17 protein-coding genes and 2 pseudogenes are annotated in these 17,549 nt (G+C 63.5%); 12 read left to right on the top strand and 7 right to left on the bottom strand.

Going from position 1 to position 17,549, the window contains the following annotated elements; all coding sequences use genetic code 11:
- Positions 1 to 429: 429 nt before the first annotated feature.
- Positions 430 to 549: pseudogene (locus tag ACI8UR_RS06360) on the bottom strand (RNA-guided endonuclease TnpB family protein); the annotation flags it as partial.
- Between the two features lie 39 nt (positions 550 to 588).
- Here ACI8UR_RS06360 and ACI8UR_RS06355 point away from each other — a divergent pair.
- From ACI8UR_RS06355 to ACI8UR_RS06345, 3 genes and pseudogenes are all read left to right on the top strand, one after another.
- A complete protein-coding gene (locus ACI8UR_RS06355; protein WP_415087680.1) occupies positions 589 to 1,461 on the top strand; it encodes an SDR family NAD(P)-dependent oxidoreductase in 873 nt (290 codons plus the stop codon).
- A pseudogene (locus ACI8UR_RS06350) lies at positions 1,460 to 1,642 on the top strand (helix-turn-helix domain-containing protein); the annotation flags it as partial. The gene ACI8UR_RS06355 and the pseudogene ACI8UR_RS06350, both read left to right, overlap by 2 nt.
- A gap of 147 nt (positions 1,643 to 1,789) precedes the next feature.
- The gene (locus tag ACI8UR_RS06345) at positions 1,790 to 2,743 is read left to right on the top strand and encodes an alpha/beta hydrolase (protein ID WP_411715639.1); all 954 of its coding nucleotides are present in this window, start codon (positions 1,790 to 1,792) and stop codon (positions 2,741 to 2,743) included.
- Between the two features lie 232 nt (positions 2,744 to 2,975).
- Here the strand turns inward: ACI8UR_RS06345 and ACI8UR_RS06340 are convergent, their stop codons facing one another.
- Positions 2,976 to 5,204: a heavy metal translocating P-type ATPase gene (locus ACI8UR_RS06340; protein ID WP_411715638.1), complete on the bottom strand. Its 2,229-nt coding sequence runs from the start codon at positions 5,202 to 5,204 to the stop codon at positions 2,976 to 2,978.
- Between ACI8UR_RS06340 and ACI8UR_RS06335 the strand changes: the two genes are divergently transcribed.
- The gene (locus ACI8UR_RS06335) at positions 5,197 to 5,400 is read left to right on the top strand and encodes a hypothetical protein (RefSeq protein WP_411715637.1); all 204 of its coding nucleotides are present in this window, start codon (positions 5,197 to 5,199) and stop codon (positions 5,398 to 5,400) included. The two genes, ACI8UR_RS06340 and ACI8UR_RS06335, sit on opposite strands and share 8 nt — an antisense overlap.
- Before the next feature lie 28 nt (positions 5,401 to 5,428).
- Positions 5,429 to 5,566, top strand: a complete 138-nt coding sequence (locus ACI8UR_RS06330) for a hypothetical protein (protein ID WP_411715636.1) — start codon at positions 5,429 to 5,431, stop codon at positions 5,564 to 5,566.
- Positions 5,567 to 5,584: 18 nt separating this feature from the next.
- Here the strand turns inward: ACI8UR_RS06330 and ACI8UR_RS06325 are convergent, their stop codons facing one another.
- From ACI8UR_RS06325 to ACI8UR_RS06315, 3 genes are all read right to left on the bottom strand, one after another.
- On the bottom strand, positions 5,585 to 6,373 hold the full coding sequence (locus tag ACI8UR_RS06325; protein WP_411715635.1) for a VOC family protein: 789 nt from the start codon (positions 6,371 to 6,373) through the stop codon (positions 5,585 to 5,587).
- A gap of 69 nt (positions 6,374 to 6,442) precedes the next feature.
- Positions 6,443 to 7,129, bottom strand: coding sequence for a helix-turn-helix domain-containing protein (locus ACI8UR_RS06320; protein ID WP_411715634.1), 687 nt, complete (start codon positions 7,127 to 7,129; stop codon positions 6,443 to 6,445).
- Positions 7,130 to 7,192: 63 nt separating this feature from the next.
- Positions 7,193 to 7,936 carry a winged helix-turn-helix transcriptional regulator gene (locus ACI8UR_RS06315; protein WP_411715633.1) on the bottom strand — a complete coding sequence of 248 codons (744 nt, stop codon included), beginning with the start codon at positions 7,934 to 7,936 and terminating at the stop codon, positions 7,193 to 7,195.
- Positions 7,937 to 8,334: 398 nt separating this feature from the next.
- Between ACI8UR_RS06315 and ACI8UR_RS06310 the strand changes: the two genes are divergently transcribed.
- From ACI8UR_RS06310 to ACI8UR_RS06295, 4 genes are all read left to right on the top strand, one after another.
- Positions 8,335 to 8,790 (top strand): zinc ribbon domain-containing protein, encoded by a 456-nt coding sequence (locus tag ACI8UR_RS06310; RefSeq protein ID WP_411715632.1) that lies wholly within the window; start codon positions 8,335 to 8,337, stop codon positions 8,788 to 8,790.
- Positions 8,791 to 8,794: 4 nt separating this feature from the next.
- Complete coding sequence (locus ACI8UR_RS06305; protein WP_415087679.1) at positions 8,795 to 9,208, top strand: universal stress protein; 414 nt, start codon at positions 8,795 to 8,797, stop codon at positions 9,206 to 9,208.
- A 57-nt stretch (positions 9,209 to 9,265) separates the two neighbouring features.
- The gene (locus ACI8UR_RS06300) at positions 9,266 to 11,533 is read left to right on the top strand and encodes an amino acid permease (RefSeq protein ID WP_411714701.1); all 2,268 of its coding nucleotides are present in this window, start codon (positions 9,266 to 9,268) and stop codon (positions 11,531 to 11,533) included.
- Between the two features lie 167 nt (positions 11,534 to 11,700).
- On the top strand, positions 11,701 to 12,936 hold the full coding sequence (locus ACI8UR_RS06295) for an RNA-guided endonuclease InsQ/TnpB family protein (RefSeq protein WP_415087681.1): 1,236 nt from the start codon (positions 11,701 to 11,703) through the stop codon (positions 12,934 to 12,936).
- A gap of 12 nt (positions 12,937 to 12,948) precedes the next feature.
- On the opposite strand, the gene ACI8UR_RS06290 is transcribed toward ACI8UR_RS06295, so the two are convergent.
- A complete protein-coding gene (locus tag ACI8UR_RS06290; RefSeq protein WP_411714700.1) occupies positions 12,949 to 14,151 on the bottom strand; it encodes a potassium channel family protein in 1,203 nt (400 codons plus the stop codon).
- A 79-nt stretch (positions 14,152 to 14,230) separates the two neighbouring features.
- Between ACI8UR_RS06290 and ACI8UR_RS06285 the strand changes: the two genes are divergently transcribed.
- Positions 14,231 to 14,989 carry a CehA/McbA family metallohydrolase gene (locus ACI8UR_RS06285; protein WP_411714699.1) on the top strand — a complete coding sequence of 253 codons (759 nt, stop codon included), beginning with the start codon at positions 14,231 to 14,233 and terminating at the stop codon, positions 14,987 to 14,989.
- Here the strand turns inward: ACI8UR_RS06285 and ACI8UR_RS06280 are convergent.
- Positions 14,986 to 16,158: a potassium channel family protein gene (locus ACI8UR_RS06280; protein ID WP_411714698.1), complete on the bottom strand. Its 1,173-nt coding sequence runs from the start codon at positions 16,156 to 16,158 to the stop codon at positions 14,986 to 14,988. The genes ACI8UR_RS06285 and ACI8UR_RS06280 overlap by 4 nt on opposite strands.
- Before the next feature lie 115 nt (positions 16,159 to 16,273).
- Between ACI8UR_RS06280 and ACI8UR_RS06275 the strand changes: the two genes are divergently transcribed.
- The gene (locus ACI8UR_RS06275) at positions 16,274 to 16,849 is read left to right on the top strand and encodes a magnesium transporter (protein WP_411714697.1); all 576 of its coding nucleotides are present in this window, start codon (positions 16,274 to 16,276) and stop codon (positions 16,847 to 16,849) included.
- A complete protein-coding gene (locus tag ACI8UR_RS06270) occupies positions 16,846 to 17,484 on the top strand; it encodes a magnesium transporter (RefSeq protein ID WP_415087677.1) in 639 nt (212 codons plus the stop codon). Before ACI8UR_RS06275 ends, ACI8UR_RS06270 begins: the two co-directional genes overlap by 4 nt.
- Positions 17,485 to 17,549 lie beyond the last annotated feature (65 nt).

Below are 17,549 nucleotides of genomic sequence, written 5' to 3'. Positions count from 1 at the left end.
TTGGAATTCACACCCGAACGCCCGGTGCGTCCGTGAGAACCGACGGCTCCACACCGTCCGACAACTCCCGTCGCACCACGTCAAAGACGCGGGTTTTGAGAGGGGTCGCATTTCCAAATCGTTTTAGTCAGCGTTGGATTAAGGTCTTTAACCCGTCTTTGTGGGTCTCTGACTGTACCATCTGTCCGATACGTGGTTTGGTTAATCATTCGACGGCCTTCACCCTCGGGGGCAAGTCGTTCGAGAGACACAGTCTCTCGTGATCACGAAAATCTCTGATTTTCGGACGACCCCGAGGCACTCGGCCTACTCCGCGTGTAGAGAGCGAGCGGGAATGCCCTCCGCGTTCACGATGAGGTGAATTCCTCCCCGACCGCTTCGTAACGGGGCCCTCGGGGTCGGTATGTCAACGACCCCACCCTACTTCGCTCACCCTGACGGGTTCGCTCGTTGAGGGTGGGGCTTGTCCATGAGCTCGGCTTCAAACCCATCAGGGTAGCCGGTAAATCCGCCGCTCGGCGTCACCGTTCCAGACTTCAGGGCAAGTTGAACCCAACAACCATAGCGGTCTACGGCCACGTAGAGGGTATGAGCACTACCAACGAGAGCGACGATTCGCTGGCACCGCCGGAGATAACGACAGACCAGGTACTGCGCCTCGACGACGAGCGCTTCACGACCGACACTGTCGCGGTCGTGACCGGCGCCGCCTCGGGTATCGGCCGCGCCACGGCCATCGCGCTCGCGGTGAACGGGCTGACCGTCGTCGGCCTCGACGTCGACGAGGCGGGCCTCGAAGAGACGGTCGAGACGACCGAATCGCTCGATGTCGATGGCCGGATGGTCGCGGCGCCGACGGATCTGACAGACGGCGAGGCCGTCGAAAGCGCCATCGACGCCGCCGCTGCGGAGGGCACCATCCGCTATCTCGCCAACATCGCGGGAATGCAACACATCGCCTCCATCCCCGACTTCCCGATGGAGACGTACGACCAGCTGATGGACATCATGCTGCGCGCGCCGTTTCTGCTGTCGAAACACGTGATGCCGCACATCCGGGCCACCGACGACGGCGTCGGCGCTATCGCCAACATGTCGTCGGTGCACGGCCGGTATGCCACCCGCGATAAGGCGACCTATATCACCGCCAAACACGGCCTGAACGGTCTGACGCGGGCCATCGCGGCAGAGGGAGCCGGCACGCTCCGTGGCTTCTCGATCAGCGTCGGCTACGTGTTGACGCCGCTGATGGCGAACCAGATCGCGGACACCGCCGAGGAGCGAGGCATCACCGAAGACGAGGTCATCGAGAACGTCATGCTCGGGCAGGCCCGTACCAAGGAGTTGATGATGCCCATCGAGGTGGCGAACCTCTTCGTGTTCGGCTTCTCCTCGCACGCCCGGCATCTCAACGGCGGCGACCTGCTGTTCGACGGCGGCTACACGACCACCTACGAGTGAAACCCTCCAGCAGGCCGCCGATTCGGGCTACTTCGAGACGCCGCGGGACGCCACGCTGCCGACGCTGGCCGACGAGTTCGATGTCTCGACGACCGCCGTCTCGAAGAACATGCGTCGCGGCGAGAAGAAGCTCCTCGATAGCCTTGTCGAAGCGCTCGAACATATCGACGACTCGTCCTGACGGCCAAGCCGGCTCGGCGGTTCCCATGCCAACCCCGCGTTTTTGATACCGACAGCCCATACAGCGGTGTATGCCACGACAGCGAACCGCACGACACCGGCGTTCGACCACGAGTCGGCAACCGATTTCGACAGGGGGCCGCAACCGATGACCGAACGCGACCCGAACCTCGACCCGCAGGCGCGGGCGTTGCTGGAAGAGCTCGAAAGTGGCGTGGCGCCCCCCTCGTCGACGCTGTCGGTCAAAACCGGGCGGGCACTGCTCGATGACCTCTTCGCCGTCGACGACCCAGCCGCGGTCGGCAGCGTCACGGACATCGGTATCCAGGGGCCGAACGGCCCGGTTCCGCTCCGCATCTACGCGCCCGAGGGCGAGGGGCCGTTCCCCGTGCTCGTGTTCTATCACGGCGGCGGCTGGGTTCGCGGCTCCCTCGATGGCTACGACGGCCCCTGCCGCCTGCTTGCCTCGGAAGCAGAGTGTGTCGTCGTCAGCGTCGACTACCGGCGGGCGCCGGAACACCCGTTCCCGGCCGGCTTCGAGGACTGCTATGCGGCCACCGAGTGGGCCGCATCCCACGCCGCCGATATCCAGGGCGACCCCGACCAGGTGGTAATCGGCGGCGACAGTGCCGGCGGCAATCTCACCGCCGCAGTCTCGCTTGCGGCCCGCGACCGCGACGGCCCCGACCTCGCCCACCAACTGCTCATCTATCCCGCCGTCAATCCGCCGTCCGTGCGGTGGTACGACTCCTACGACGACTACGCGACGGACTACTTCCTCGAGCTGGACAGCATCGAGTGGTATCTCGAACAGTATCTCGACAGCCAGGCCGCCGTCGGCAACGCCTACGCCTTCCCGCTCCAGGCGCGCAGTCTCGAAGGACTCCCCCCCGCGACGGTCATCACCGCTGGCTTCGACCCGCTCGTCGACGAGGGGACGGCCTACGCCGACCGCCTTCGGGCCGAGGGCGTCGCCGTCGAGCATCGCAACTACGAGGCACAGATTCACGGCTTCCTCAGCCTGTACGAACACATCGACGAGGGACGCGAGGCCATTGACTACCTCGTCGAACGGCTCGATTCGGCGGTCGGAAACGGCTAGACACGAGACGACGAAACGCGAGAAATCGGGCCGAAACAGGAGACAGCCCACGCCGACGAGGGCCATATCGCTGCCGACCACGAGCGCCGTCGCGACGACGGCGAGGCCGGCGTAGGCGACCGAGTACTGGAATACGTCACGTCCGACCCGCGTCCGGGCTATGTCTTCACAAGCACATCATTCGAATATAAGTCTGTTCGACAGCGCAGCAGGAGAGTACGTCGCCGAACCCTCACTCTTCGGGTTCGACACGGCCGAGGCGGAAGGCGTTGCCCGTCACGGCGAGGCTCATGCCCATGTCGCCGACGAGGACGGCCACGAGGACGGTGACGTAACCGAACGGTGCGCCGATGGCGAGCAGGAGTTTCACCGCGAGGCTGGCGCCGATGTTCTGTTTGATGACGCCGTTTGCCTTCCGCGCCAGGCGGAGACAGTAGGGGACGCCGTCGAGGCCATCGGCCATCAGCGCGATGTCGGCGGTTTCGAGTGCCGCGTCGGTGCCAGCCGCACCCATCGCGATGCCGATGTCGGCGCGAGCCAGCGCGGGTGCGTCGTTGACGCCGTCACCGACCATGGCGACGGTGCCCTCCGCGAGGAGTTCCTCGATGGCGTCGAGTTTCTCCTCGGGGAGGAGTTCGGCGCGCGCCTCGTCGATGCCAACGCTGTCGGCGACGGCCCGCGCCGTCCGCTCGTTATCGCCGGTGAGCATCACGGTGCGGACGCCCGCGTCGTCGAGCGCCTGGATGACGCGTTTGGCCTCCGGCCGTACCGTGTCGGCGACGGCGACGACGCCGACCAGTTCCGTCTCGGTGCCGACGAGGACGACGGTTTTGCCCGCCGACTGGAGGTCTGCGATCGTTCCCGCCCGGAGGTCGACACAGCCCGGTTGCGCGCAGTCGGGGGCGTCGGGCGTTTCGACGGCGACGCCGCCGTCGGTTCGGACGTGTGCGTGCCCGAGGTCGTGACCCAGCTCCTCGAAGAGGCCCGGCTTGCCGACGTAATAGGTCTCCTGCGCCGAGAGGTCAGCGCGGACGCCGCGCCCCGCGAGGTTCTCGAAGTCGGTCGCGTCTGGAGCGTCGACACCCGCCTCCGTGGCGTGGTCGACGATGGCCTGTCCGACCGGGTGTTCGCTGTACTGTTCGACTGCGGCGGCGGCCCGGAGGACGCTGCCCTCGTCGCGGCCGGCGGCGGGCACCACGTCGGTCACCGCGAGGTCGCCCGTCGTCAGCGTGCCCGTCTTGTCGAAGGCGACGGTGTCGACCTCACCCATCCGTTCGAGGTGGTCGCCACCCTTCACGAGGACGCCGTTGCGGGCGGCGCTGGTCAGCGCCGAGACGACGGATACGGGCGTCGAGATGACGAACGCGCAGGGACAGGCGATGACCAGAAGCGTCAGCCCGCGGACGAACCACGTACCCCACGCGCCGCCGAGCAGCAGCGGCGGGACGAAGATGGTCAGGAGCGCCGCGGTGACGACGGTGGGCGTGTAGTAGCCAGCGAAACGGTCGACGAACCGCTCGGCATCGGTGCGGCGGGACTCGGCCTGCTCGACGAGGTCGATGACCCGCGAGAGCGTCGTCTCGTCGCCCGCGGCGCTGGCCTCGATTTCGAGATAGCCGCCCTCGACGACGCTGCCGGCGTACACCTCGTTGCCCTCCGTTTTATCGACCGGGACGGATTCGCCGGTAATCGGGGATTCGTCGACCGCGGACGTGCCGGCGAGGACGTCGCCGTCGACCGGGATGCGCTCGCCGGGGCGGACGACGACCACGTCACCCTCTTTGACGCTTGCCGCGGGGACGGATTCTTCGCCCCCATCGCGTTTGACCGTCGCCGTCTCCGGCGACAGCGCCAGCAGTTCGCGGATGGACTCCCGCGTCCTGTCCATCGCGTGGGCTTCAAGCAGCTCCGCGAGGCTGAAAAGCACCGCAAGCGTCGCAGCTTCGACGTAGTAGCCGACACCGAGGGCCGCGATGATGGCGGCGCCCATCAGCAGGTCGATATCGAGCTCCCGGAGTTTCGCGGACTGATAGCCCGCACGAACGACCGGCGCGCCGGCGACGGCGGCGCCGAGGACGTACAGCGCCTCCGAAAGCGTCGTCTCGCGGACGACATCGAACAGCAGCGGGTTTGACACCGGGCCGAAACCGATGGCGAACCCGAGCACCATCGCGACCGCGCCGGCGTAGGCCTTGTAGGCGCGCGGCGTCGTCCACACGTCGCCGCCGGCCGTGATGCGGCCCTCGGTGTCGGTCACCTCGTAGCCGGCCGCCTCCACGCGAGCGATGAGCGTGTCCACGCTCACCGTCTCGGGGTCGTAATCCACGACGGCGACGCCGGTCGTCGGCCGAGTATCGATGCTCGTCACGCCCTCGACGCCCTCCAGTGCCGTCCGCACCTTCCCGGCACAGGAGGCACAGTCCATCTCGGGGGCCGACAGCTCGACTCGTTCCGTGCTCATTAGCCGATTCTACTCGCTCGACAGCCATAGCCCCTCGGTTGGTGTGTACCAATCCACCGTCGGACGCAGCCCCGAGCGCCGTTCGGCACCCACCTTTACGAACCACGAAGACGTCTCGTCGTTCTCGGAGTACTGTGAAGAGCGGGCCATCCCCTACGACGTGAACCGCGTGTATCGGCCCTCGGAAGCGAAATGATGTTCCCGACACTGGTGGTGCACCGGAGGTGATTGTTGTCTGTACGTCCTGCGAGGAGACCGACCCCGCACAGGGGTCGAAAGCCGATAGATCCCGCCCCATCGGCACCGACGGGACGTGTAGTTGCGGGAACGACGAGTTCGAAGTGGTCGGCGGGGAAGCGTAGTACGGGTTCTGCAGCGATTCAGAACGGGAACAGCGACTCGGCGTCGGTGTCCCGCTCGATGAGCTCGATTTCGTGGCCGTCCTGGTCTTTGGTGAACGCGTACATGTTATTGCAGGACGCGGGATCGCGGTAGTCGGCAGCCTCCCGCGTCAGCAGTTGCTCCCAGTCGTCTCGGAGGTCGTCGACACGGACGCAGAGATGCCCCCAGGCGTCGCCGAACTCGTAGCTGCGGCCGTCGTAGTTGTATGTGAGTTCGACGGACATCTCCTCAGGCGCCGCATCGCGCGGTTCGAGGAAGTAGTTCGCGAAGGTGTCGGCCTCCCAGCGGCCGACCTCGTCGTATTCGAATTTCCGCGTCCAGAAGCCGATGGCCTCGTCGGCGTCCTCGACGCGAATCATCGTGTGGTCGAGCGAGAAGCGCGCGCCGTGGTCGCGCTTGACGATCTCGATCTCGTGGCCATCGGGGTCTTTGACGAAGGCGTAGCGACCGCCACAGGATTCGGGGTCGCGGTAATCATCGACGCCGTCCTCCATCAGGCGGTCGTAGGCGGCTTCGAGCTCACCTTCGGGAACGCGGACGGCGATGTGACCCCAGGCATCGCCTACCTCGGGGGTTTCGCCCTCGTTGTGAGTCAACTCCAGCAGGGCGCCGTCCTCGTGCATGTCCTCGGGGCCGAGATAGACGATAGTGAAGTCATCACCCTCGAAGCGGTCTTTCTCCTCGTAACCGAAGTGCGTCCCGTACCACTCCAGGGATTCCTCGAGGTTCGCAACGCGCAGCATAACGTGGTCGAGCGTTCCGTCCATAATCGGGTGAGTGTTGGCCGGGAGCGTCCAAAAGGGTGCTGACCTGCCCCACCGCCTGCCGGAACGACACTACTGATCGACGTACTCCGTCGCCAGCCACGCCTCCGCCCGACGCAGTCGGTAGGTGAGCGTCGACCCCGGAATCCCCAGTTCCTCGGCGAGTTCGTAGGCCTCGATTTCTCGCGGCGTCTCGTAGTAGCCCGCCTCGACGGCGGCCGCCAGCGCGTCGGCCTGTTTCGGGGGGAGTTCCTCGTCGGTGTCGCGTTCGGGGTCGGAGACGCGCTCGAACTCCACGTCGGCGTCGGCGACGGCGCGGACATCATCGACAAACTCGCTGACGGGGCCGTCCGGAGCGAGCACACGCCATCGCTGACGGCGTTCCCGCCACGTCTCGTCGAGAACGACGCCGTCGCCGAAATGCTCGCGGGCGAGATGCGGCACCGAATCGCAGTCCGGCGTCCGCTCCCAGTACGAATACAGGAGCAGCGAGCCATCCGAGCGGTCGAGGACGGTCGTCTCCCACTCGCCGTGGCAGTCCTCGCGGACGAGACAGTCCGTGAAATACTGTGCGCCGGCCATATCTTCGAGGGCGTCGAGCACCGCATCCGGCCCGTTCGCACGGTCGACGCGCCAGAGGCTCGACTCGGTGACGTGACAGGCCAGAGAGCGAATGCGGCCGGACGGATGCTCGGCCAGCAGGTCGGCTACCGGGTTCACGCCGGGTTCGTGAGCGACGACGAAGACGACCTCGCGCATATATCGTGTGGTTGGGTTCGACCCGTCAAGACGGCGTCGAATCGAGAGCAGTATATCGGCCTTCTACTCGCCGGTGAACGCTTTCAACGTCTCGTCGGTGAGCCCGGAACGTGAGTGAATCGTGACGAAATCGCCCTCCTGAATGCGTGTTTCGCCGGTCGGCGTGACCGTCTCCTCGTTACGATTGATTCGGACGACCAGCACATCCGACGTCAACAATCCCTGTTCGTTGGCTTCCTGAAGCGTCTTGTCAGCAATCGGTGCTTGTTCTTTCACGATCACCTCGACGACGTCGGCGTCGCCCGCCAATCCAGCGACACCGGTCACGGGTGAAACAACCTCTTGGTCTCGCGGGCCGAACGGCGCAAACGGGCGGAAATACTCGCGATGAATGAGGTCTTCGTCGTCGATTTCGATACCGAGGGCAGAGATGTCCTGTGCGATTCGGGTGAGATCGTCGGTATCCGAGCCGGTGACCTTTATCCGCAGATCACCTTTCCCGGACATGATCTCTCGGACGTTGATGACGCCAGGAACATCGAGGACACGCTGGGCCATCTCCTGTCGGTTTCGGTTGCCCGTGCTGCAGACGTAGTGGTTCATCAACCGACCACCGACTCGTTGGTAATCGATATTGGTGTGGTAGCCCCGGATGATGCCTTCTTCCTCCAGACGACGGATTCGGTTTCGGACGGTCGGCGCCGACACATCCACTTTCTCGGCGATATCGGGGGCGGACGTGTGTCGGGCGTCCTGAGACAGATAATACAGGATTTGCTCATCGACGGTATCGATTTGAAGGCCCATATTTATATGCACGAGTGGGATGCCTATATTCTTTTAATTAGGATTTGGCATCTGTTCGTTTTCTGCTCGATTTACCCGTTCGTTGGATCCGGCTCTCCGAAGCATTGCCGCATATCAGGGGATACAGCCCGCGGGAAGGTCATTGAACGAAAGGAAAAATACGCTCGCAATTGTTATTGTATCGTTAGAATCAACGATGGATATTTACCATAACCAATTTACATACCGAGTATGCTCGTGCAACCCGAATCTGGGACACGGTTCCTGCAGAATCACTCGGGTTCGCTTCCGTCCATTCGTACAGCCTCGTGGATATTCGGGATCTCTTGCCGGGAGCACACGGATGAACCCGCCGCAGAGCCGCCTGATTGTAATCGCGCGGTAACGGAGGTGTGACCATGCCTCCATCCGATGAAGAAACGGATTCGGCCGCCCGCTTGCCGGAGCCCCTGCTTGAAGAGATCGACGCTCTCGAGATTCCTGAACTGGAAGCGGTACGCTCGTACGTCGACCAGCGTATCGATTCACTTCAGACACCAATCGAAACGGAGATCAAATCGGCCGCCGCCGGTGAAATCCTCGATATCGAAACGCATGGAGCACACGCGACAGTACGAATGCATCCATCGAAGCCGGATAGCCCGGGCCCAGAGACGGAGATAACGTCGCTTTACCGCGTGCAGCGGGAGCGGCTCCCAAGCGGTGAGACGTCCTTACACTGGTCGTATCTGGGCGACGTTAACGACTCGTCGGAGCGCAGGTGTGAGACCTGCGGCCGATCCATCGACGAGGACGCCGAAGTGTGTCCACACTGCGGCAGTGGCGAAACCGACGACTCTGAGAACGGAGGCTGATAGAATGGCTCGTCCACTCATGCGCCACCTCGCCGTTCCCGTCGCCAACGAGGAAGACGCCCGTGTGACGGCGAAACGCCTCGCTGAGTACGAATACGACCGCGTCACCGTCGTTCACGTAATCGAGAAAGCCGGGGGCGCTCCCGACAAACTCTCCGTCGAACAGGCCGAACGGCGAGCAGCGGACGCATTCGCCGCGTTCCAGGCGGTCATTCCGGATGCGGAGACGGAGCACGTCTATCGGAGAAACGTCGTCGACGCGATACTCGACACGGCCGAAGAACTCGAGGCGAGCGCTGTCGCGTTTCGCCCTCGTGGCGGGAGTCGAATCGTACAGTTCCTCTCCGGCGATACCGCGCTCACGCTCGTAACGGACGCCAGTATACCAGTTATCGCACTTCCAGAAGACGACACATGATTGAACCGAATTATTCGAGCGCTGTACAGCGGCGCATCGAACAGGGGGTATCGCTACATGAGTGAGACCGAGCAGGAGCTCGCCCGCGATCTTGGCTTCCTCGAAGCGTATACGATCGGCCTCGGGACGATGATCGGCGCAGGTATCTTCGTCTTGCCGAGTATCGCCGCCCAACAGGCCGGCCCGGCGAGTATGATATCGTTCTTCGCCGGGGGCATGGTATCGCTGCTCGCTGCGCTCTCGCTGTCGGAGCTGGCGACCGGGATGCCGAAAGCGGGGGGCAGTTACTACTACGTCAATCGAGCGCTCGGGCCGTTCTTCGGTAGTATCGTCGGGTGGGGTATGTGGGCCGGTCTGACGTTCGCGAGCGCGTTCTACATGATCGGGTTCGGCCAGTATCTCCTTCCAGGACTCGGCCAGTACGTCGGCGCCCTCGCCGGCTGGGGACAGACCGGCATCACCGTTGCGGCGCTGGTAATGGCGGCGTTACTGACTGCTATCAACTACTACGGTGTCAAGGAAACCGGGGCCCTCCAGAACGTCATCGTGCTCACGCTCGTCGGGCTCATCTTCGCATTCCTCGGACTGGGGGTTTTGAGCGGCCCCTCGGTCAGCGATTTCAATCCGAACGGCTGGCCGGCAGTTGCGGCGACGATCGGCACCGTCTACGTCACGTTCATCGGCTTCGAGGTCATCGCGACCAGCGCCGAGGAAATCAAGAATCCGAGTCGGAACCTTCCGCTGGCGATGATTGCAGCCGTCGTGACGCCCACGCTCATGTATGTGGGCGTGATGTTCGTCTCGACGGGCACACTCTCGATCGAAGCGCTGGCAGACTCCCGAATCCCGGTCGCCGATGTCGCCACCGAATTCATGGGCTCGATCGGTGCGTTAGCCATGATTGTCGGGGCTGTTCTCGCGACGGTTTCGAGCGCGAACGCGAGCATCCTTTCGGCCGCGCGCGTGAACTTCGCGATGGGCCGAGACCGAATCCTCGTCAACTGGCTCAACGAAGTTCATAGCCGGTTCCGAACGCCGTACCGAGCGATTACGGCAACCGGAGTCATCACACTCGTACTGATTGCCGTCGGAGTCGGTATCGGCACGCTCGCGGAGGTGGCGAGTTTCATGTATCTCGTCACGTACGCGCTCGTTCACATTGCCGTCGTCGTGTTACGACGTGCGAACCCGGACGCGTACGACCCGGCCTTCAGAATCCCGAGCGTGCTGTATCCCGCCGTTCCGATTCTCGGATTCGTTGCCTGTTTGGCAATCCTCCTTCAGATGAGCGTTATCGTCCAGACGATCGGCTCCGTCATCGTCGTCTTCGGCGTACTCTGGTATCTTCTCTACGCCCGCAACCGAGCGCTCAGCACGAGCCTGGTCGGGGAAGCGCTCGCACCCCAACCGACCGCGGTGGCGGACGGTGAAGGGCGCTACCGGGTCGTGGTTCCGGTCGCGAATCCGGAGACCGAGCGGGGGTTACTTCGGATGGCCGCAGCCAGCGCCCATGCCCACGATGACGAGCACGCCGAGGTGATTGCGGTGAACGTCATAGAGGTACCCCGTCAGACGTCGCTCTCTCAAGACCTCGCCTTCGAGAAAGAGCGTGTCGAGCGCCAACAGCAACTGTTGGAATCCGCGCGTGACATCGCTTCCGACCTCGAAATCGGGCTCCAGACGCGGGCGATTGTCGGTCGCGATGCCGGATCCGTAATCCTCGACGTAATCGAGGAAGAAGATGCAGACCACGTCCTGCTTGGGTGGCAGGGCACCAGAAGTCGGCGTGAACACATCCTCGGTTCGACTATCGATCCGGTCATCGGACGGGCACCGTGTGACGCCACCCTCGTCCAACTCGGCGCCGAAGACGGCGGAGTCGAGGGCGATATCCTGGTGCTCGCCGGTGAGGGTCCGCATGCTCCGGTCGCGGCACGACGGGCAGCCGAGTTCGTTACCGCGGCCGACAACGCATCGCTGACGCTTCTGAACGTCCAGTCGCCGGAGTCTGAGGACGATGATGTCTCCCCGACAGAGCGTGGAAAGGCGGTGATTGACGAATTGGCCGAGCGTGCTGGCATCCAATACATGTCGTACGACACGCAGGTACTGGTCGCTGACGATACGGAGCAAGCGATATTCGATGCTGCCGAGGAACACGATGCGATCTGTGTCGGGGCAACTCGATCGGGGACGATTTCGCAGGCGGTGTTCGGCTCACTCCCCGAGAAAGTCGGCGAGGAAGTGGAGCAAACAGTCGTGATGGCTCGCGGGCCGGAAGAGTCCCCGATATCGATTCGTGAAGCGCTCAAACAACGAATGTGAACTACCCCTGCCTACTCGCCGCCGTTGGCGGCACGTTGAGGCGGGGGCAGTAAGCGGCGGTTTTACAAGCGGTATAGGAGAATGCCTCGGGGCTTGACCCCGGGGTTGAATCCGATAGGCAGGGATACCAACCATTAACTGAACAAATCTATAATCAAGAGATGGCGATGGAATACAGTCACCGATACCCTGCATACCCGACACAACAGGTAGCGGCTGAACTGAACCATCACATCGACATTCATCGCCAAGCATACAACTACACCCTGTACGAATACACCCACGTTGCCGCCGACAATATCGGTTCTGCGTACAAACACCACTACAGACTTCCCGGCTGGAAAGACGAGTTTCCCATCTTCTCGGAAGTCAATTCAAAGGCTCTGCAACGAACTGTCACACGGTTCTACGACAACCTCTCGAACCTCTCCGAGCAGAAACAGAACGGGAATAAAGTCGGGAAACTCAAGCGGAAGTCTCCGAAGGAGTTCCAGAGTATGACGTATTCGCAGTCCGGCTTCGAACTCAAAAACACGAGTGGCCGACACGCGACCCTCTGGCTCTCCAAAATCGGCGACATTAAAATCCGATACCACCGTCCAATCCCTGACGAAGCGTCCATCAAAGAAGTCACGGTCAAGAAGGAGACGACCGGTGACTGGTTCGTCTCCTTCGGCCTCGAAACCGACGACGCCGACTTGCCCGGGAAGCCCGACGTGAACTCGCTCGACACGAGCAACAGTGTGGGTATCGACCTCGGTATCCTGAACTACATCCACACGTCTGATGGCAAGATAGTAGATTGGCTTGACCTCGAAGACGAGTACGAGCGACTCCGACGCGAGCAACGCAAGTTGTCTCGCAAAGAGCAAGGGTCGAACAACTATGAGAAACAGCGTCGGGAAGTAGCAAAGGTTAAGCGTCACATCCGTCGGAAAGTGCTGGACTACCAGCACAAGATTACGACGTGGCTCGTCCGTGAGTATAACGCGGTGTTTGTCGAGGACTTGGACGTGAAGGAGATGCTGAAACAGCCCCACAACGCTCGCAACAAGCAGGACGCGGCATGGCGACAGTTCACCACCTTGCTCGAATATAAGGCTGATCTGTACGGCTGTCACGTCGTGCAGGTGGAAGCTGCTGGGACGACGAAAGAGTGTGCGTCGTGTGGCGTGGAAACAGCGAAGCCTATCTGGGTTCGGGAACACTCTTGCCCGGCGTGCGGGTTTGAGACGGATAGGGATGCTAACGCGGCGATGAACATTTTGCAGAGAGGCTTTTCTGAACTAGGGCTGGGATGGCCCGAAGACACGCCCGTGGAGACTGTGACCACTACGGACACCGCTGACTTTCAGCGAGTGTCTGCAAGTCACGTCGTAGAAACGGGAAGCCTCGGGGCTTGACCCCGAGGCGATTCACGCAGCCAACTCTTCGAACTCCGCCGAGGAGGTGCGCGTCCCTTTGGCGATGATGACGTCGCCGGCCTGCAGTGTCGCGTCGGCGTCGGGCGCGAGCATCCAGTTGTCGCCGCGCCGAATCGCGAGAACGTTCATCCCGAGTTCGGCCTCGGGGACGCCCTCGGCGACCTGCTCGCCGTCGAGGGCGCTCCCTTCGGCGACGGTGACGCGGATGAGTATCTCGTCGGACTCCTGGACGGCGAGTTCGACGACGGGATGCACGGAGAGTCCGCGGAGCACGCCTTCGGTGATGTCGAGGGCGGCGTCGCTTATGACCTCCGTCGAGACGCCAAGATGGATGAGCCCGCGCAGGGCGACGGGGTCTTCGGCGTCGGCGGCGGCCCGGAGGAGCCACGCCTCGAACCGCGAGCGCAGCGCGTCCACCTCGACCTCGAGGTTCCGCACCTCCTCGGCGAGTTCGTGGTTATCGAAGAGGATGCTGCCGTACGCCAAATCGACCGCGAGCTCCGAGAGGTTCTTCATCAGGACGATGGAGTCGACGGCGCGTTCGAGGTCGTCGATCTCCGATTCGGGCGGCTCCGGCGATTCGTACTGCTCGCCGGTGACGGCCTCGTACACCTCGTCGATGGTCTGTTCGGGGCCACGGAGGATGAGGCGGTCGTCAGGGTGTATCGTCGTCTCCGGGCCGGGATTGAGAATCCAGTCGTCGCCGCGGTGAATCGCGAGCACGCGGACGCCCGTCTCGCTTTCGAGGTTGATATCGAGCAGCGTCCGGTCGGCGTACGGCGAACCGTCGGTGACGGTGCCGCGGACGAGTGTTTCGACGGCCTCCGGAAGCGCCGCCCGCATCGCGTCCGGGAGGCCGATGTCTTCAATGACGATCTTCGCGATGTCGCCGGCGGCGTCGCTGATGCGGTCTGCGCCTGCTGCGAGCCCGAGAACTGGCGCCAGCGCCTCCACTTCGTCGGGGTTGCGGGCGGCCATCATCAGGCTCATCCGAGCCCGCATCTGGAGGACATCCATCTTCTCCTCGAGGGCGAGCACCTCGCGGGCGACGTCCGGGCTGCCGTGCAACACCGCCGAATACGCGAGGTCGATGAGCAGCTCCGAGGTGTCTTTCATCTCGATGAGCAGATCCTTGACACTCATCGGCTCGTAGTCGAGCGCTTTCGACACCTCTTCGCCCTCGAAGCCTGCCATACCGGATATACGCAGGCGCTGACAAAAGCCTTGGTGCGGCGTCCATCGGTTTTTACGGGTCGGGCGTGAAAGAAGAACGATGAGCGGGCCAACAAGCCTCGAGGTCGACCTCCACGTCCACAGCGAGGCCTCCTACGACGGCCACGAACCAGTGGAGTTGATTCTGGAACACGCGGCGGACATCGACCTCGATGCGGTCGTCATCACAGACCACGACGTTATCCACGCCTCGGTCGAGGCCGCAGAGCGCGCCGAACAGTACGGTCTCGTCGGCATTCCGGGCGTCGAGATTTCGACTGCTGACGGCCACCTGCTCGGTATCGGCATCGAGGAGATGCCGCCGACGGGCCGCCCGATGGGCGAGACCATCGAGGCCGTTCGCGAACTGGGTGGCGTCGCCGTCGTCCCGCACCCGTTCCAGCGCACCCGCCACGGTATCCGGAAGCGCCGACTCAAACAGGTCGACCCCGACGCCATCGAGACGTTCAACGCCTGGCTGTTCACGGGCTATCGGAACCGTCGGGCCCGCCGCTACGCGACGCGATACGGCTATCCAGCCGTCGGCGGCAGCGACGCCCACTCACTACTGACTGTCGGCCGCGCATTCACGCAAATCGAGGTCGACAAGCCGTTTCCCGAGATCGAAAGCGACGACATCGTCGATGCGATTCGGGCCGGCGATACCGACATTCGCGGCCAGCGGGCTTCTGTCAAGCGAGCGACCGGCCACTACGCGAAGGCCGCCGCTCGAAAGACCGCCTGGGGTGTGAAAACCGTCCTGCAGAAAAGCGGCAGCGGCGCGAAACGCGCGGCGACGCGAGCCGTCCCGTTCCGCTAGCCGGCGAGGCGCCGAATCCGTTTCTCCCCGCGCTCCGGCCCCTTGAGCACGAGGCGGTCGCCGGCGCGAATCGTAACCTCCGGGCTTGGGTCGTACAGCCAGCCGTCCTCCCGGTGCAGCGCCAGAAGCGTCATCCCGGTTTCGACCTCGTGTTCGAGATAGCTGACGGTCATGCCGAGCAGCTCGCCCTCGCCGACTTCGACGCTCGTGATGACCTCTTGGCTTTCGCTTATGGCTTGGGCGAACACCGGATGCAGGTCAACGTCGCGGAAGACGACCTCGGCGATATCGAGTGCGGCATCGGAGATGACTTCGGCGGCGACCGCGACGTGAAAGAGGCCTCGAAGGCGGTTGCCATCGGCCTCGCCACCGCGTTCGGCCGCGCTGACGACCCACTGTTCGAGTTCCTCACGGAGTTCATCGGAGCGGTGTTCGAGCACCTGTACCTCGCCCGCGATGGCGTCGCTGTCGTACAGCGCCGCACTGTACGACAGCCCGATGGCGAGTTCGGAGACGTTCTTCAGCTCGACGAGCGTTTCGACGGCGCGTTCGATGTCCTCGTCTGCGTCCGCTTTTTCGGGCGGCTCGTAGGTGTCACCGGTCGCGGCTTCGTAGAACTCAGCGGCGCCTTCCTCCGGGCCGCGGGCGAACACTACGTCCCCGTCGAGCAACTGGTCGTCGCCGTCGGGGCTGAATATCCACGTCTGGTCTCGGCGGATGGCGATGACGCGGACGGCCTCGTCGACGTCGAGTTCGAGGTCGTCCAGCGTCCGACCGGAGAGCGGCGAGGCGCTTGCGATCTCCCCGCGGACGAACTGCTCGTGGGCGTCGGGGAGCGCGCGGAACGCCGCCGGAATGCCGAGGTCGCGGGACGGGATGCGTGCGATATCGGCGGCGGCCTCGGTGATGGCGACTGCCCCATCGACCATCTGGAAGATGCCGACCAGTCGCTCGGCATCGGTCGTGTTCTTCGCCGCCAACATCAAGGCGATGCGGGCGTGGTACTGGAGGTAGTTCGCGCGTGACTCCAGCTCGATGACTTCGTTGGCCAGCTCGCGGTTGTCGAAAAGCACCGCCGAGTACGCCAGGTCGACGGCGAGCTCCGAGGAATCCTTCAGCTCGACCAGCGTCTCCCGGATGTTTCGCGGCCGGTACTCGATTTCTCGCATGGAAGCGACGTGGCGCGACGCGTGTAAAAATGTACGGAGAGGGCACCGAGGCCGCGATTGCCGGCGATTCCGGATGGGTCGAACGTTTTTACGTCCCCTGTGAGTGGACACGGCCATGTTCGAGCACGAGTCGGCGGGGGACGTCTACCGGCAGGCGCTGCCGGTCATCGTCATCAGCCTGGTCGCCGGCCTCTTTGCGGGCACCGTTTTGGGGAGCGAAACGATGCGGAACGGCATCGAGAGCGTGCCCGGCGTGTTGGTGTTGCTACCGGCGTTTCTCGCGACCCGAGGCGGTGTGTACGGCAGCCTCGGCGCGCGACTCTCCTCGGCGCTGCACCAGGGCGTCATCGAACCGCGCTTCGACCTCGGCAATCGGCGGCTTCGGAACGCCATCGTCGCCTCGTTCGTCAACGGGATGGTCGTCTCGGTGTTCATCGCCTTCATCGCCTTCGGCGTGTTGGTGGTTCTGGGACAGAGCGGCAGCCTGCTCGAACTCGTCGGCATCATGTTCGTCGCCGGCCTGCTGTCGGCGGTGCTGATGTTGAGCGTCCTCGTGTCGGTGCTTTTCGTCGGCTATCGTCGTGGCCTCGACCCCGACAACCTCATCGGGCCGGTCGTCACCACGCTTGGCGACGTCTTCGGCGTCGTCTTTCTGCTCGTCGCCATCTACCTCGTGGGGCTGGTGTTATGAGCATCGACAGCGGCAGCGGCGAAGACCTCAGCGGGCTTGCGAGCACGCTGACCGACTCCTACGAGGAGTTCAGCGTGGATCCGTTGGACGACTGGACGACGCGGTCGATGGTGGCGACGATGGTGCCGCTGCTCGTCGCGCTTTCGGTGCTGCAGATGGTCTCCGGGAGCGTCCTCGAAGCCTACGAGGAGGTGCTGTTGACGAACCCCTCCCTGCTCATCCTCGTGCCCGTCCAGATCGGCACCGCCGGCAATCTCGGCTCCATCATGTGCTCGCGGCTGTCGACACAGCTGCATCTCGGCACCTTCGAGTTCCGACTCGACAACCCGGATATCCGGGCGAACAGCGGCGCCGTGCTCGCGCTCGGTCTCACTGTCTTCGTGCTCGTCGGTATCGCGGCGTGGGCCATCGGGCAGGCGCTCGGCGGCACCCTCACCCTCCTCGAGGTGATGACCATCTCGCTCATGAGCGGCATGCTGCTGGCCGTCTTCGTCGTCGTCGTCAGCCTGGTGTCGGTGTACACTTCCTACCGGCTCGGATACAATCCCGACGATATCACGATTCCCGTGGTGACGAACGTCTGTGACATCACCGGCGTGCTCATTCTCTTCGCCGTCGTCGGACTCGTACTCTAAGGGTCGAAATCGGTGCGTTCCGGCTCGCCGGCTCGGTTTGCCTAGTATGTTAGGCGAGTGTCGTT

Origin of the sequence: Natronomonas sp. (genome assembly GCF_047616845.1) — an archaeon.
Lineage (GTDB): Archaea > Halobacteriota > Halobacteria > Halobacteriales > Haloarculaceae > Natronomonas.
The sequence above is the reverse complement of the archived record's forward strand: the minus strand, read 5'-3'. Positions and strand labels throughout refer to the sequence as shown.

Excerpts from the sequence above, each read along its gene's own strand:
- ACI8UR_RS06355 (WP_415087680.1), top strand. The coding sequence starts at position 589 with ATGAGCACTACCAACGAGAGCGACGATTCGCTGGCACCGCCGGAGATA.
- ACI8UR_RS06345 (WP_411715639.1), top strand. The coding sequence starts at position 1,790 with ATGACCGAACGCGACCCGAACCTCGACCCGCAGGCGCGGGCGTTGCTG.
- ACI8UR_RS06340 (WP_411715638.1), bottom strand. The coding sequence starts at position 5,204 with ATGAGCACGGAACGAGTCGAGCTGTCGGCCCCCGAGATGGACTGTGCC.
- ACI8UR_RS06325 (WP_411715635.1), bottom strand. The coding sequence starts at position 6,373 with ATGGACGGAACGCTCGACCACGTTATGCTGCGCGTTGCGAACCTCGAG.
- ACI8UR_RS06320 (WP_411715634.1), bottom strand. The coding sequence starts at position 7,129 with ATGCGCGAGGTCGTCTTCGTCGTCGCTCACGAACCCGGCGTGAACCCG.
- ACI8UR_RS06315 (WP_411715633.1), bottom strand. The coding sequence starts at position 7,936 with ATGGGCCTTCAAATCGATACCGTCGATGAGCAAATCCTGTATTATCTG.
- ACI8UR_RS06310 (WP_411715632.1), top strand. The coding sequence starts at position 8,335 with ATGCCTCCATCCGATGAAGAAACGGATTCGGCCGCCCGCTTGCCGGAG.
- ACI8UR_RS06305 (WP_415087679.1), top strand. The coding sequence starts at position 8,795 with ATGGCTCGTCCACTCATGCGCCACCTCGCCGTTCCCGTCGCCAACGAG.
- ACI8UR_RS06300 (WP_411714701.1), top strand. The coding sequence starts at position 9,266 with ATGAGTGAGACCGAGCAGGAGCTCGCCCGCGATCTTGGCTTCCTCGAA.
- ACI8UR_RS06295 (WP_415087681.1), top strand. The coding sequence starts at position 11,701 with ATGGAATACAGTCACCGATACCCTGCATACCCGACACAACAGGTAGCG.
- ACI8UR_RS06290 (WP_411714700.1), bottom strand. The coding sequence starts at position 14,151 with ATGGCAGGCTTCGAGGGCGAAGAGGTGTCGAAAGCGCTCGACTACGAG.
- ACI8UR_RS06285 (WP_411714699.1), top strand. The coding sequence starts at position 14,231 with ATGAGCGGGCCAACAAGCCTCGAGGTCGACCTCCACGTCCACAGCGAG.
- ACI8UR_RS06280 (WP_411714698.1), bottom strand. The coding sequence starts at position 16,158 with ATGCGAGAAATCGAGTACCGGCCGCGAAACATCCGGGAGACGCTGGTC.
- ACI8UR_RS06275 (WP_411714697.1), top strand. The coding sequence starts at position 16,274 with ATGTTCGAGCACGAGTCGGCGGGGGACGTCTACCGGCAGGCGCTGCCG.
- ACI8UR_RS06270 (WP_415087677.1), top strand. The coding sequence starts at position 16,846 with ATGAGCATCGACAGCGGCAGCGGCGAAGACCTCAGCGGGCTTGCGAGC.